The 13399-nt window shown below is 63.7% G+C and carries 11 protein-coding genes and 5 tRNA genes; 9 read left to right on the forward strand and 7 right to left on the reverse strand.

Features of this window, described 5'->3' with window-relative positions; genetic code table 11:
* Nucleotides 1-25: 25 nt before the first annotated feature.
* The 5 genes from PG881_RS11495 to PG881_RS11515 all read left to right on the forward strand — a co-directional run bounded on the left by PG881_RS11495 (nucleotide 26) and on the right by PG881_RS11515 (nucleotide 587).
* A tRNA-Val gene (locus PG881_RS11495) sits at nucleotides 26-102 on the forward strand.
* A 12-nt stretch (nucleotides 103-114) separates the two neighbouring features.
* A tRNA-Val gene (locus PG881_RS11500) sits at nucleotides 115-191 on the forward strand.
* A gap of 17 nt (nucleotides 192-208) precedes the next feature.
* Nucleotides 209-285 (forward strand) — tRNA-Val (locus tag PG881_RS11505).
* A gap of 110 nt (nucleotides 286-395) precedes the next feature.
* Nucleotides 396-472 (forward strand) — tRNA-Val (locus PG881_RS11510).
* 38 nt (nucleotides 473-510) lie between these two features.
* Nucleotides 511-587: transfer RNA gene (locus tag PG881_RS11515), tRNA-Val, on the forward strand.
* 134 nt (nucleotides 588-721) lie between these two features.
* Here PG881_RS11515 and PG881_RS11520 read toward each other — a convergent pair.
* The gene (locus tag PG881_RS11520; RefSeq protein ID WP_270800099.1) at nucleotides 722-3151 is read right to left on the reverse strand and encodes a DNA polymerase II; all 2430 of its coding nucleotides are present in this window, start codon (nucleotides 3149-3151) and stop codon (nucleotides 722-724) included.
* 208 nt (nucleotides 3152-3359) lie between these two features.
* Here PG881_RS11520 and PG881_RS11525 point away from each other — a divergent pair, with 208 nt between their 5' ends.
* From PG881_RS11525 to PG881_RS11535, 3 genes are all read left to right on the forward strand, one after another.
* Nucleotides 3360-3851, forward strand: a complete 492-nt coding sequence (locus tag PG881_RS11525) for a prolyl-tRNA synthetase associated domain-containing protein (RefSeq protein ID WP_269381910.1) — start codon at nucleotides 3360-3362, stop codon at nucleotides 3849-3851.
* A gap of 208 nt (nucleotides 3852-4059) precedes the next feature.
* Nucleotides 4060-5298: a GGDEF domain-containing protein gene (locus tag PG881_RS11530; RefSeq protein WP_270800105.1), complete on the forward strand. Its 1239-nt coding sequence runs from the start codon at nucleotides 4060-4062 to the stop codon at nucleotides 5296-5298.
* Nucleotides 5298-5816, forward strand: coding sequence for a GNAT family N-acetyltransferase (locus PG881_RS11535; RefSeq protein ID WP_270800107.1), 519 nt, complete (start codon nucleotides 5298-5300; stop codon nucleotides 5814-5816). Before PG881_RS11530 ends, PG881_RS11535 begins: the two co-directional genes overlap by 1 nt.
* Nucleotides 5817-5882: 66 nt before the next feature.
* Here the strand turns inward: PG881_RS11535 and PG881_RS11540 are convergent, their stop codons facing one another.
* From PG881_RS11540 to PG881_RS11555, 4 genes are all read right to left on the reverse strand, one after another.
* A complete protein-coding gene (locus tag PG881_RS11540; protein WP_039214385.1) occupies nucleotides 5883-6743 on the reverse strand; it encodes a PA4780 family RIO1-like protein kinase in 861 nt (286 codons plus the stop codon).
* A 141-nt stretch (nucleotides 6744-6884) separates the two neighbouring features.
* Nucleotides 6885-7880 carry an LpxL/LpxP family acyltransferase gene (locus tag PG881_RS11545; RefSeq protein WP_270800110.1) on the reverse strand — a complete coding sequence of 332 codons (996 nt, stop codon included), beginning with the start codon at nucleotides 7878-7880 and terminating at the stop codon, nucleotides 6885-6887.
* A 172-nt stretch (nucleotides 7881-8052) separates the two neighbouring features.
* Nucleotides 8053-9042, reverse strand: coding sequence for a lauroyl-Kdo(2)-lipid IV(A) myristoyltransferase (gene lpxM, locus PG881_RS11550; protein ID WP_011705968.1), 990 nt, complete (start codon nucleotides 9040-9042; stop codon nucleotides 8053-8055).
* A 267-nt stretch (nucleotides 9043-9309) separates the two neighbouring features.
* Complete coding sequence (locus PG881_RS11555) at nucleotides 9310-10293, reverse strand: TDT family transporter (protein ID WP_270800112.1); 984 nt, start codon at nucleotides 10291-10293, stop codon at nucleotides 9310-9312.
* A gap of 99 nt (nucleotides 10294-10392) precedes the next feature.
* Here PG881_RS11555 and PG881_RS11560 point away from each other — a divergent pair, with 99 nt between their 5' ends.
* Nucleotides 10393-11301, forward strand: a complete 909-nt coding sequence (locus PG881_RS11560) for a LysR substrate-binding domain-containing protein (protein ID WP_065477327.1) — start codon at nucleotides 10393-10395, stop codon at nucleotides 11299-11301.
* 105 nt (nucleotides 11302-11406) lie between these two features.
* Here PG881_RS11560 and PG881_RS11565 read toward each other — a convergent pair whose 3' ends face one another.
* Both PG881_RS11565 and nfo read right to left on the reverse strand, forming a co-directional pair.
* Nucleotides 11407-12396, reverse strand: coding sequence for a Gfo/Idh/MocA family protein (locus PG881_RS11565; protein ID WP_270800116.1), 990 nt, complete (start codon nucleotides 12394-12396; stop codon nucleotides 11407-11409).
* Nucleotides 12397-12429: 33 nt separating this feature from the next.
* Nucleotides 12430-13275 carry a deoxyribonuclease IV gene (gene nfo / locus PG881_RS11570; protein ID WP_077095525.1) on the reverse strand — a complete coding sequence of 282 codons (846 nt, stop codon included), beginning with the start codon at nucleotides 13273-13275 and terminating at the stop codon, nucleotides 12430-12432.
* Between the last annotated feature and the right edge of the window lie 124 nt (nucleotides 13276-13399).

Below are 13399 nucleotides of genomic sequence, written 5' to 3' on the forward strand. Positions count from 1 at the left end.
GGGTTTCTGGCCCGGTTTGCAAAGTGGGTTTATAGCTCAGTTGGTTAGAGCACTACCTTGACATGGTAGGGGTCGTTGGTTCGAATCCAATTAAACCCACCACTTTTCCGTGATGCGTCCTTAGCTCAGCTGGTTAGAGCACCACCTTGACATGGTGGGGGTCGGTGGTTCGAATCCACTAGGACGCACCATCATGGAAACCTGTTATGCGTCCTTAGCTCAGCTGGTTAGAGCATCACCTTGACATGGTGGGGGTCGGTGGTTCGAATCCACTAGGACGCACCATAACAGCTTGAATATATTGCAGATGTGGATTTATAGCTCAATTGGTTAGAGCAGTACTTTGACATGGCGTAGGCGATGTCGTTGGTTCGAATCCAGTTGAACACAGATGTGGGTTTATAGCTCAGTTGGTTAGAGCACTACCTTGACATGGTAGGGGTCGTTGGTTCGAATCCAATTAAACCCACCACTCCCCTGCAATCAGATTAAAGTCGCCTTGCGCACCCTGCGTCCTTAGCTCAGCTGGTTAGAGCATCACCTTGACATGGTGGGGGTCGGTGGTTCGAATCCACTAGGACGCACCAGATTAGAAAAGCCCGCTCCTCGAGCGGGCTTTTTGCATCTCCCCTTTCCTGCTTCTCGCGGCATCCTCACGGCCGAACCCGCCATACGCTCAACCATGCCTGGCAGGTCAACATCCCCGCCCGCTCCACGCCGCTTAAAAGAGATCGAGCTGCTGGCCGCAGATCCGCTCGAACGACTCGCCGATAAAGGGGAGGATCGCATCGGCAATGGGCCTTAACTGCTTGTCGATGTAGTGCTCGTAGTCGATGGCGCTGCGCCGGTATTCCAGCGGCTCGGGGCCATTGAGGGTCATCAGGTAGGCGATGGAGCCCCTGTGCTGGTAGCGCTGGGGCAGGCCGCGGCGCAGGTTCTCCTCGTCCGCCAGGCGCGCCGCCCGCACATGGGGTGGCACGTTCTTCTGATACTCCTCGAGTTTTTGGCGCAGCCGCTTGCGATAGACCAATAGCTCGTCGTGCAGGCCGGCCCGGGTCTCGTCCACCATGGTGCGCACATAGCCGCTGGGATCCTGGTCGTGAAACACCATTTCGTAGAGGCGGGTCTGAAACGCCTTGGCAAGGGGCGTCCAGTCGGTGCGCACCGATTCGAGCCCCTTGAACACCAGCTGCTCCTCTTCACCTGCCTGATGGCCCGCCACCAATCCGGCATAGCGCTTCTTGCTCCCCTTCTCCAGCCCGCGAATGGTGGGCATCAGGAAGCGGCGATAGTGGGTCTCGTACTGGATCTCCAGATAGCTCGGCAGGTTGAACTCGCGCGTGATCAGTGCCGCCCAGTTGTCGTTGATCATCTTCGCCAGCCGCCGGCCAATCTCGTCCGCCTGCTCGGGGCTGGCATCCCGCCCCAGGTGCACGAAGGTGGAATCGGTGTCGCCATAGATCACCTCGAAGCCCTCCCCTTCGATCCACTCCCGGGTCTGCTGCATGATGCCGTGACCGCGCAAGGTGATGGAGGAAGCAAGCCTTGGGTCGTAGAAGCGGCAGCCCCCCGAGCCCAGCACCCCGTAGAAGGAGTTCATGATGATCTTGATGGCCTGGGAGAGCGCCTTGTTGCTGGCGGCCTTGGCCCGATCCCGCGCCGCCCACAAGGTGGCGATGAGATCCGGCAGGAAGTGGCGCTCACGGGAGAACATGGCGCCGCGAAAGCCCGCAATGGCGTGCTCGGGATGCTGCAGCCCCTCGATGAGCCCCATGGGATCGATGCAGAAGGTGCGGATGATGCTGGGATAGAGGCTCTTGAAATCGAGCACCAGCACGTGGCGATAGAGGCCGGGTTTGGAGTCCATCACATAGCCGCCGGGGCTTGCGAGCCCGCCGTCGGCCGGCAGATTGGGGGCCACGTAGCCGCCGCGATGTAGCCGTGGCAGATAGAGATTGGTAAAGGCGGCCACCGAGCCCCCTACCCGGTCCAGCTCAAGGCCGGTGAGGGAGGCGCGCTCGATGGCAAAGGGGATGAGGTGGCAGAAATCGAAGATCTCCCACACCAGCCGGCAATCTTCCAGGTTGTAGCGGGCCAGCGCCTCCTTGTCGGAGTGGAACAGCTCGGTGATCTTCTCGCCCCGGTTGGCCACGTCCTCGATATCCTTGCCGCGGCCGAGTAGCTCGCTTGCCACCGCATCCAGACTGTAACTCGGGAACTGCCAGGTGGCGCTTTTGAGGGTGTCGATGCCGTCCAGCACCATGCGCCCGGGGATGATGACGCTGCCGCTCTGGGGGTCGTTGCGCGAGGATCGCCAGAAGCAAAGCTCGTGGCCGCGCCCCAGCCGCAGCCGCCGCTTGTTGAGCTCGGCGCGGCGCAGCAGCAGGCGAAAGTCGAAGTTGACCACGTTCCAGCCAATCACCAGATCGGGGTCGTGCCGCACAAACCAGCGCTCCAGCGCATTCAGCAGGGCGCTCTCGTCCGCCACCCACTCGACCTGGGTACTCCAGCTGTCGGCATCCGCCTCCGGCGTACCGATCATGATGACCCGCGCATCCTCTTCGCTATAGAGCCCCACCGAGAAGAGCGCCCCGTCCATGGCGCACTCCACGTCCAGCGACACCCAGGAGAGGGTCGGCGTCACCGCCTGCGGTGCGCAGCGTGCCTCGTTCACCTCCCAGTAGCCGTGCTTGCCCCCTTTCTTGAGGGTGCGCCCCTCGAAGCGCACGCCGGCGGTGATGAAACGCTCCATCAGATAGCGCTCCGGTAGCCGGATATCCGCCTCGAAGTGCTCCAGCCCGCGGATGAGCAGCAGCTCGATGGCGCGGTGAAAGGCGCTCAAGGTGGCAAAGTAGCAGCCCACCACGGCGCGGCCGTCGAAGGTGTGCATCGGCAGGCGGCGAAACCGCCCGCTCACCCCCGCCCCCTTGAACAGCTCGGCGGCTTCTTCCATATGGCTCTGGGGCAGGAAGAAGACCGGCTCCTGTCCCGGTACCACCAGTCGCACCGGCCCCTGCGCGCTCCAGAGCCACATCACGATCTCGGTGCGTTCGCCATGCCCGTTGCGGCCGCGCACATCCCGCCCGTGACGGGTCAGGATGAAGCCATCGAGTGGCAGAGTAACGGGAGGAACAGGCTGGATTTCGGTCATGCAGGCTACTGGGGTCAACGCTGGGATGGAACCATTGTACGTTCATACAGTGCTTTGCTGCAATTGCCACGCCAGCCGCAATGGCCACGCCAGGCTGCGAGTCGCGCCGCAAACTGGTAAGCTCGGCCAGAGTGGCAGCCACTGCCGGTGGCGGCTTTATTCGCCGTGCTATTCATCACCCACTCTTCACCCGACATCAGGAGGTCATGTGGCGCTCTACTCTCTGCTGGATCAGCTGGCCATTCCCTATCAGCGCATCGATCACGCCCCCGTCTTCACCTGCGAGGAGGCCAGTCGGCTGCTGCCCAAGCTGCCCGCCGCCAAGACCAAGAACCTCTTCCTGCGTGACCCGAAGAGCGAGCGACTGTTTCTGGTGGTGACGCCGGAAGAGAGCCGGGTCGATCTCAAAGGTCTGGCTGCCGCCCTTGGCGTCAAGCGGCTGAGCTTTGGCTCGCCAGAGCGCCTGGAAGCCGTGCTTGGCCTCACCCCGGGTTCCGTCACCCTGCTCGCCATGGTGCGCGACAGGGAAAAAGCGGTGGAACTGGTGGTGGATGAAACGATCTGGCAGGCCGAGCGGGTGCAGTGCCACCCGCTGGTCAATACCGCCACCCTGCTTATCCGCCTCGACGACGTGCGCCGCCTGCTGGCCCACCTCGGCCGGGAGGCCACCGTCATGCGGCTGCCGGTCGTGAGCGACTGACCCAAGAGGGAGGGAAGCATAAACTCCCCGGCGTCATGCCCCGCCCCTGATTAATCGAGTCAGCAGCCCTCTTGTGGCGGTTGTTGCCGCGATCGTGCCCGGATCACTTAAACCATTGCTCAGCGGCGCAATTCATGCTGTGATCCGGTCCAGTCACCCGGCCCTGAGGTCGCTGCGCCGTTCCCGGCAGGAAGAGCCCAAACCCTTGATGCAGAGTCTGTTTTCCTCGGCCCAGTTGCTGAGTCTGGTGCTGTTCGTCAGCCTGTCGCACATCGGGGTCGCGGCCATTTTCGCCTACTTGTGGCATACCCAGCGACCGCTGCGCTCCCTGCTCTACTGGTCGGCCAGCGAACTGGCCATCGCCGCTGCCTTTGGCTGCCTGCTGCTGCGAACCCTCACGGGGGAGAGCTCCCTTGCCAATATCCTGCTTACCAACCTGCTGCTCATCGCCACCCCGCTGCTCTATGAGCGGGGGCTGCGCCACTTCTTTCGGCGCGAGGCCGACCGTTTCGGCTGGCTCTGCCCGCTCCTCGCCCTCGCCGGCTTCCTGCTGTTTGCCGTTACCGCCGCGCAGCTGCCACCGGATGACATACACAGCCGGATCGTGGTGCTCTCCGGGGCCATCTCGCTGCAGATTTGCCTGCTGCTGTGGCAGCTCTGGCGCTATCAGCGGCTGGCCCCCGCCTACCGGGTGCTGCGCTTCGCCATCCTGCTGCTCGCCCTGCAACTGGCCCTGCAGCTGGTCAGAATGGCCAAGCATCAGTGGTGGCCGGAGTCGGCCGCCTCCAGCCTGACCGATCCCCTGCTCGGCCCGGTGATCCTGCTCAGCCTGCTTTTTACCATCGCCCGCAGCTTCATTTTGCTGAGCCTGGTGCACACTCGCCAGCAGCAAGCGCTGCTCGCCACCCAGCGCGAGCTGGAGCGACGCGCCAACCTGGATGCTCTGACCGGGCTGGACAGCCGCCACCATTTCGAGCAGCAGCTGGCGGCGCGCGCCTGTCGCAGTGCCCGCCCATGGCAACTGCTGCTGATCGACCTGGACAACTTCAAGCAGATCAACGACCGCCACGGTCACCCCGCCGGCGACGCCATGTTGCGGGCGGTGGGCCGGGTGATCCGGGAGAGCCTGCCACCGGCGGGGCTGGCCGGCCGCCTTGGCGGCGACGAGCTGGCACTGCTGGTGATGGAGACATCGCAAACGCTGCCGGCCTGCTGCCAGACCCTGCAGCAACGGGTCGCAGACGCCACCCGGCCGCTGGCCGGCGGCCCCATCAGCCTCAGCATCGGACTGACCTCGCTGCAGCAGGGTGAGCGCTTCGAGCAGGCCTATCCGCGCGCGGATCGGGCACTCTATGCCGCCAAACAGGCTGGCCGCCAGCGCGCCTGCATCCAGGAGCCGCACCACAGCAAGCCCAGGCCGCTGTGGCCCCTGGCCACCCAGACCTGATGCAACCCCTCATCGAGTGCCGGGCCGCTCGGCTGACCGACGCCCCCGCCTACCGCCGCTACGTGGCCGAGTGTGGCGCCGCCGGGTTGCCGCTTTATCAGGTGGCGCAATTCGACCCGGAGCAGTGGCTGCAGGAGTTGCTCGCCCAGGCCGATGGACTGCATCTGCCGCCGGGCTACCCGCCCACCACCACCTATTTTGCCCTCGAAGGGGAAGAGATCCTCGCCACCTTGCGCCTGCGCCACGGCGACAACCCGGCCACCCGCCAGTGGCTTGGCCACATCGGTTACGAGACCCGTCCCTCCCGCCGGGGTCAAGGCGTCGCCCGCACCCTGCTCGGCTGGCTGCAGCGCCATGTGCTGAGCGAGCCCGTGCTCATCAGCTGTGACGAGGCAAATCCCGCCTCGCTCAAGGTCATTGCCGCCGCCGGCGGGCAATGGCTGGATCGCCGCTACCATACTGGCGATCGCTGCTGGCTCCGGTTTTACCGACTGGTCCCGGCCAAGGGCCAGGGCTGAGCGGCAGACAATAAAAAAGAGCGCCACAAGGCGCTCTTTTTTCACTGACCACGGCCACCAGAAAGATCAGTAGCTGTCTTCCTCTTCGGCCTTCATCCTGGCCTGACGGGCCAACGCCTCCTCCTGGGCGCTCTCGATCTCGTGCAGCACTGAGTCGAGATCCACCTGCTCGCGGCTCTCCTCGAACAAGCCGGTCAGCTCGCTGTCCGGGGTCAGCTTGCCATCTTCATACAGGGCCCACATCTCCCGGGCGTAGCGGGTTTTGAGCAGCTCGGGGGCATACATGCCGTAGTAGTTGCGCATGTTGTTGACGTCGCGCTCCAGCATGGCCCTGGCCTGGTTGTTGGCGGCGGCATCCACCACCTGGGGCAGGTCGATGATGACCGGGCCCTGTTCATCCACCAGCACGTTGAACTCGGAGAGATCGCCGTGGATGAGGCCGGCGCAGAGCATGCGCACCACGTAACGGATCACCTTGGCATGGTCGATGACCGCCTGCTCGGCAGAGAGCGCCACGTCGTTGAGACGGGGGGCGACATTGCCCTCTTCGTCGGTGATGAGCTCCATCAGCAGCACGCCATCGAGGCAGACATAGGGCCTGGGCACCCGCACCCCGGCCGCCGCCAGTTTGAACAGGGCATCGACTTCGGTGTTCTGCCACACCTCTTCGTGCTGCTTGCGACCGTATTTGGAGCCTTTCTCCATGGCGCGGGCATCGCGACTGCCGCGCACCTTGCGCCCTTCCTGATAGACCACGGCCTGCTTGAAGCTGCGCTTGGACGCCTCTTTATAGACTTTGGCGCAGCGGATCTCGTCGCCGCAGCGCACCACATAGACGTCGGCCTCTTTGCCGCTCATCAGCCGGCTGATGACGTCATCGACCAGGCCGTCATCAACCAGAGGTTGGATTCGATTTGGAATTTTCATGGCCGCCCTTTTACCCTATTTGCGCATCAGAAGATAGCCCCTCCCGGGCCACTTGCCTATCCCTGTTTCCTGACGGCGCCCGGCGTGCCGGCAACCGCGATGATCCCGGTGCGATAACCCACGCCGCCGGGTCGGCCGGCCTCACTCCCCGGGAGGGAGATCGCCACGGATCCGCTTAATGCCCTCTTCGTAGAACCCATCCGAACCTTGCTGGTGCTCCATGGTCTCGAAGATCTTGAGAAACCACATGTACTGCTCGGGATGCTGGCGCAGCTGCTGCTCCACTATGCCGTTCATGGCACAGACATCGGCCACCAGATCCGCACCGGGATAGGGGTCGAAAGGCGGCTCGATCTCCAGCCGGTAGCAGCCCTCCTCCTCGTCATAACAGGCGAGAATGGGCACCGCCCTGGCGCCGGTCAGTTTCACCAGCTTGGGCAGGGCCGGCAGGGTCGCCTTGGGATGGCCAAAGAAAGGCACGAAGATGCTGGCCTCGCGGCCGTGATCCTGGTCCGGCAGGTAGAAGAAGCTGGCGCCGCTGCGGATCGCCTTGATGGCCGGCTTGATGCCGACGCTGCGCTCATATACCTTGCCGCCCTTGGCCCGCTCGCGGTTGATGTACCAGTCAAACACCTGATCTTTCGGGCTCTTCATCATGGTGCACATGGTCAGCCCCCGAATGGCGAAGTAGCGGCCGATCATGTCCACCGCCCAGGTGTGGGGTACCACCAGGATCACCGGCCGGCCGGCGGCCCGCTCTGCCTCGATATGCTCCCAGCCACGCACCTTGACCCGGCTGGCCAGATGAGCGGCGCTGCGCAGGGTCAGTTCGGCAAAGCCCATGAAGGTCTTGAGACCGACCCGGATCGATTTGAGCAGCAGGGCCTGACGGCCAGCCTCGTCCAGCTCGGGAAAACAGATCTTGAGGTTGGTCTCGGCAATGTAGGCCTGCTTCTTAGAAATCCGCAGTAGGGTGGGTGCCAGACGGTTGGCGAGCCGGTCGCGCAGGCCATGGGGCACCAGCGCCAGCAGACAGAGCAGACCGAGCGCCAGCCAGCTGCCACACCAGCGCGGATGCAGCAGACGGGGATGAAATGAGGTGTCAAAAACCGGATCGTGTGAGGACATGGCCGCCATCAAGTCATAGAAAATAAACGGTTATTTTAATTATCCTGACAAATTTTTCCACTTTGGCGGCCACGCCCCCCGGCTACCGGGCTGGCAGGCAAGGAAGCCCTCCCCCCATGGCGGGTCACCATCGCCAATAAAAATGGCCCCGCAGGGCCATATGACATAAAGGCGTGTCACCTCAGGGCAGCGGCTGCAAGCCACTGCGGATGCGCTGGATCCCCGCCTCGTAGCGACCATCCAGGCCGACCTGATCCTCACGGGTATCGAAGATCTTGAGGAACCACATGTACTGACCGGGGTCGCGGCAGAGCTGCTGCTGCACCATGTCGTTCATCCGGCAGGTGTCGGCCATCACGTCCTCGGTGGGATAGTTGTCAAACGGCGCGTCGATCTCCAGCCGGTAGCAGTGCTTGGCCTCGTCATAGCAGGCCAGCAGCGGCACCGCCTTGGCGCCGCTCACCTGCACCAGCCGTGGCAACGCCGGCAGCGTCGCCTTGGGGTGCCCGAAGAAAGGGGCAAAGATGCTCTTCTCGCGGCCATGATCCTGATCTGGCAGATAGAAGAAGCTGCGACCGCCCTTGATGGTACGGATCACCGCCTTGATGCCGGCACTGCGCTCATAGACCCGGCAGCCGTTGCGGGCGCGGGCCCGATTGAGGTGCCAGTCAAAGACCGGGTTGCGCGCCCGTTTCATCATGGTGCACATGGGCACCCCGCGCCGGGTGAAGTAGTAACCGGCCGCATCCACCGGCCAGCTGTGGGGCACCACCAGGATCACCGGTCGGCCGGCGGCCTGCTCCGCCTCGATATGTTCCCAGCCGCTGACCTGCATCCGGCTCATCAGATAGGCGGGGCTACGCACGGAGAACTCGCCAAAGCCGAGCAGACTCTTGAGACCGACCCGGATCGAGGTCATCAGGATGGCGTCGCGTTCGGCCTCGCTCTTTTGCGGAAAACAGAGTGCCAGGTTGGTTCTGGCGATATAGATCTGCTTTTTCGAGATACGGAACACCAGCGGTGCCAGGGCGGCGGCGAGACGGTCGCGCAGACGGACCGGCACGAACGCCAGCAGCATCAGTACGCCAAGCGCCAGCCAGCTGAGCCAATAGCGTGGATGCAGAAATCTGGCCTCGAAGCGGGTGTCAAACACGGGATCATGGGAAGACATGGATGGGGATCAAGCTAAGAAAATGGAGCTGCATTGTATTCGTCCTGACAGGTAATACCAGTGAAATTCATCATTGTCCCCCCAGGCTGGGCGCTGGCGCAAAAAACGGGGCGCCAACGGGCATGAATGGCACCTTTCGCTGCCAGAACCGGTACAAAAAGCGCTTCACCCGAGGGTAAAGCGCTTGGTCATTATCCGGTTGATGGCCCCTGTCTGCTGCAAGGTTGCTCATCAACACCCCGTATCCCGGCTCTCGCCGTCCTCTTCTTAGCGACGAACCATGCCGTGCGTCATCTCGTCGCTGCCGCCGAGCGGCAGGAAGAACATCAGGTAGCGCAGGGCCACATAGCCGACGATCAGGGTGGCGGCGCCCAGTTCGAAGTGGGCCAGCAACCGGATCTGCTCGACATACTCGGCAGCCTGGGGCCACTGCTCGGCCAGGTGGCTCACCTTGAACAGGGCGGTGGCGCCGATCACCAGCGGGAAGGTGAAGGCGGCGTAGCCCGGTGAGAACGGCAGACGCAGCAGCTTGATGAAGGCCAGATAGATGATGCCGGTCATCAGCACCGCAATCCCCAGCAGCACGGCCACCAGCAGCAAGGAGGGTTCCTCGCTCACGGTCAGGTAACCGGCCAGTGACAGGCTGGCGGGGGCCGCCAGGATGGCGATGGTCGGCTTGGCGGCATCCGGCACTTCATGGCTGAAGATGAGGCGATAGAGCATCAGCGGCAGCATCAGGCCGTAGCAGAGCATGCCGAACCAGAGCAAGCCGTTGGCCAGCGCCGCAAACTGGCCGCCCGGGAAGGCGACGTCAGCAACGATGATCCCCACAGGCGGCACGAACCAGCTCGGCACCATGTGGTGGATTTCAAACTGTTTGGCCCGATGCCAGACGAAAGTGGCCAGGAACGCCAGGTGCAGCAGCACAGCAAACAGCCAGAGCCCCTCGCCCAGACCGGCGTCGAGCATGCCGACCGCCTTGGAGACCACCATGGTGCCCATGGCATAGGTGGGCACCACGCTGCCGACCACGGGGTGGGCCAGATCCTGCCACAGCAGGCGCGGGTGCAGCAGAAACTTGAAGGTCAGGATCACCAGCAGCACGGCGGCAACGGCGGCGCCCAGCAACTGCAGGCGGCCATCGAAGTGACCGGCATTTTCCCAGCACCAACCGAGACTGGCGATCCCGAGCGCCAGCCCTGCCATGGGAGTCGGGGCTTTGCCTAAGGATTGACGGGTTCTTGCGATCATGTCTGAAACCTCTGATGAGAGACGATGGGCATAGGATAATGGCCCCGTATCGTTTACGATATCTAAATGAATTAAATCAATCGTTCAGGATATCCAAACATGAAGCTGACCCTGCAACAACTCAAGGTCTTTGCCACCATCGCCCGTTACGGCAATCTGGGGCTGGCCGCCAATGAACTGTGCCTGAGCAAGGGCGCCGTCTCCCAGTCGTTGCAGGAGCTGGAGCGCCAGCTCGCCACCCCGCTGTTCGATCGCATTCATCCCAGATTGCAGCTCAACAACGAGGGGCGACTGCTGCAACCGGCGGCCGAGGAGCTGCTGACCCGGATGCAGGACATCGAAACCCTGTTCAGCCCGGATGCCGAACCGAGCGGCCAGCTGCGCCTGGGCGCCAGCCAGACCATCGGCAACTACCTGCTGCCAGCCCTGCTCGCCACCAGCAAGCAGGAGCTGGGGCAGCCGCCCCGCGTCACCATCACCAATACCCACCAGCTCTGCCACCTGCTGGCCAACTTCGAGCTGGATCTGGCGCTGATCGAGGGGGAGAACCACCACCCGGATCTGGTCAGCGAGCCCTGGCTCCACGACGAGATGCTGATCGTGGCCCAGCCCGCTCACCCCCTCGCCGGCCGCAGCCGTCTCTCCCTCGCCCAGCTGAGCGATGAGACCTGGGTGCTGCGCGAGCCCCAGTCCGGCAGCCGCGAGCAGTTCGAGCAGCAGATCCAGCCCGAACTGCCGCGCTGGCAGGCGGGGCTCGAACTCAATACCCTGGAGGCGGTGATGCTGGCGGTCGAGAAGGGGCTCGGCATCTCCTTCATCTCTCACCTGGCGGTGTCGGATCGGTTGCAGGCCGGTCGTCTGGTGGCCCTGCCCCTGACCCGTCGCTTCCCCCGTCAGCTCTCCCTCATCTGGCATCGGCAGAAGTATCACTCCGCCACCCTGCGCCGCTTTCTGCAATTTTGCCGCGCCCAGGAGGATGTGTTGCACAGCGATGCCAGCCACACCTGAGCCAATCGGATGATCGGGCAGCATATTGCCCTTGCCACCAAAGTATCGGCAGCAATAGAAGAGGGAGAGCCCAGGCTCTCCCTCTTTGTCATTCAGCCTTGTGACTCAGCGTTTCGCGGGCTGCAATCCCCGCTCGACCCAGCCCAGCACTTGTCTGCTCAGCGCCTGCGGCACCCAGGGCGAGTCGCTCAATCCTTGTCTGACGCAGGCGGCAAAGTGATCCGCCTCGTGCTGCATGCCACCGCCCCCGACCGGCTGCGCGATGTCGTGTGGCCAGGCTGGCAGGGGGTCGCCACCACGCCACGCTATCTGCTGGGGATTCCACCACTTGCCCACCAGCTCCAGCGCCCAGCCGGGCCCGGACAGCCAGGCAGACTTGTCGAGATCCGCGACGATGGAGGCGGCCAGTTCGGCCTTGAGCGGGCCGGCAAACTCAAAACGGACGGCTTCGTCCACCTCGCCCGCCTGGCGAGACAGCGTGACCTCGGGCTCACCCGCCGCCAGTCCGAGCTGGTGACACAGGGCGGCATAGAGCCAGAGCGGATAGACCCCCACATCCCAGGCGGCGCCGCCGGCCAGCGCCGGGTCGAACAGCTTGCCGTCCCGCGCCTGCACCGAGCCAAAGGCGGCCCGCAGCCTGTCGGGGGCCGGCAGGGCGGCAAGCCGCCCCAGCAATTCACGCATGGCGGGGAAGCACATCACCTTCATCGCCTCCATCAACAGCAGGCCCCGCTCGGCGGCGAGCCGCACCAGCCGATCCCAGTCCGCCACCCGGGTCACCGCCGGTTTTTCCACCAGCACGTGCTTGCCCGCCAGCAGCATGAGTTCGATCAGGGCGGCGTGCTCCGGGTGGATCACCGCCACATAGACCGCCTCCACCTGGGGGCTGGCCGCCAGCGCCTGATAGCTGCCATGGGCGTGGGGCAGCCCCTGCTCGTCGGCAAAGGCCTGCGCCCGCGCTTGATCACGGGCGGCGATCGCCACCACCCGGCTGCCACTGGCGTGCCCGTTCACATCCTGACAAAAACGGCGAGCAATGGCCCCCGCCCCGGCAATCCCCCAGCGCAGCGGCTGGTCGCTTGATCTATCTTGCATCCCTGTTTCCTTATGCTGTCTGCCAGTCAGTCATCATGCCTTCGCCAGGCTGCGCAACCAGCGGATCTCGTCGCCCCAGATGGACTCGTCGATGGTCTCCAGGATCAGCGGAATGCCGTCGAAGCGATGGTCATTCATGATGTGATGAAACACCGCCTCCCCCAGGTTCCCCTCGCGCAGACTGTGGTGGCGATCGACCCGGCTGCCGAAGGTGCACTTGGCGCCGTTGATATGCATCCCCTTCAGATACTGGAAGCCCACCGTCTGCTCGAACTCGGCAAAGACGGCGGCGCAAGCGTCTGCAGTGCGCAGGTCATAACCGGCAGCAAAGGCGTGACAGGTGTCAAAGCAGATGCCGACCCGACTCTTGTCCTCTACCCCGTCGATGATGGTGGCCAGATGCTCGAACGACCAGCCGAGGTTGGTGCCCTGGCCAGCGGTATTTTCGATCACCGCCGTCACCCCCTGGCTGCGCTCCAGCGCCCAGTTGATGGATTCACTCACCAGCTTGAGGCTGGCCGCCTCCGGGATCTGCTTCAGGTGGCTGCCCGGATGAAAATTGAGGTAGCAGAGCCCCAGCTGTTCGCAGCGCTTCATTTCGTCCAGAAAGGCATCGCGGGACTTGGCGAGGCCGTCGGGGTCGGGATGACCCAGATTGATGAGGTAGCTGTCGTGGGGCAGGATCTGCTCGGGGCGAAAGCCCCCCTTCTCGCAGGCCAGCTTGAAGGCGCGGATGCTGGTCTCGGAGAGCGGCGCCGCCTGCCACTGGCGCTGGTTCTTGGTAAACAGGGCGAAGGCATTGGCGCCGATGGCCTGGGCGCGGGCGATGGTGTTCTCCACCCCGCCGGCCGCACTGACGTGGGCTCCGATAAATTTCATCTCATCTCCTCTGCACTGTTGCTGGGTCTGGCCGCGCAGCAAAGGGGCGACCAACATGGGGCGTCATTATGCCCAAGCCCGCCCCTTGCGCCAAACCGGGATTGTCGATGGCAACCATAGAGAG

Origin of the sequence: Aeromonas sp. QDB54 (assembly GCF_027707385.1) — a bacterium.
Lineage (GTDB): Bacteria > Pseudomonadota > Gammaproteobacteria > Enterobacterales > Aeromonadaceae > Aeromonas > Aeromonas hydrophila.

Coding starts and splice junctions, on each gene's coding strand:
- PG881_RS11565 (WP_270800116.1), bottom strand. CDS start 12,396: ATGCAAGATAGATCAAGCGACCAGCCGCTGCGCTGGGGGATTGCCGGG.
- PG881_RS11560 (WP_065477327.1), top strand. CDS start 10,393: ATGAAGCTGACCCTGCAACAACTCAAGGTCTTTGCCACCATCGCCCGT.
- PG881_RS11555 (WP_270800112.1), bottom strand. CDS start 10,293: ATGATCGCAAGAACCCGTCAATCCTTAGGCAAAGCCCCGACTCCCATG.
- PG881_RS11545 (WP_270800110.1), bottom strand. CDS start 7,880: ATGGCGGCCATGTCCTCACACGATCCGGTTTTTGACACCTCATTTCAT.
- PG881_RS11530 (WP_270800105.1), top strand. CDS start 4,060: ATGCAGAGTCTGTTTTCCTCGGCCCAGTTGCTGAGTCTGGTGCTGTTC.
- PG881_RS11520 (WP_270800099.1), bottom strand. CDS start 3,151: ATGACCGAAATCCAGCCTGTTCCTCCCGTTACTCTGCCACTCGATGGC.
- nfo (WP_077095525.1), bottom strand. CDS start 13,275: ATGAAATTTATCGGAGCCCACGTCAGTGCGGCCGGCGGGGTGGAGAAC.
- PG881_RS11535 (WP_270800107.1), top strand. CDS start 5,298: ATGCAACCCCTCATCGAGTGCCGGGCCGCTCGGCTGACCGACGCCCCC.
- lpxM (WP_011705968.1), bottom strand. CDS start 9,042: ATGTCTTCCCATGATCCCGTGTTTGACACCCGCTTCGAGGCCAGATTT.
- PG881_RS11540 (WP_039214385.1), bottom strand. CDS start 6,743: ATGAAAATTCCAAATCGAATCCAACCTCTGGTTGATGACGGCCTGGTC.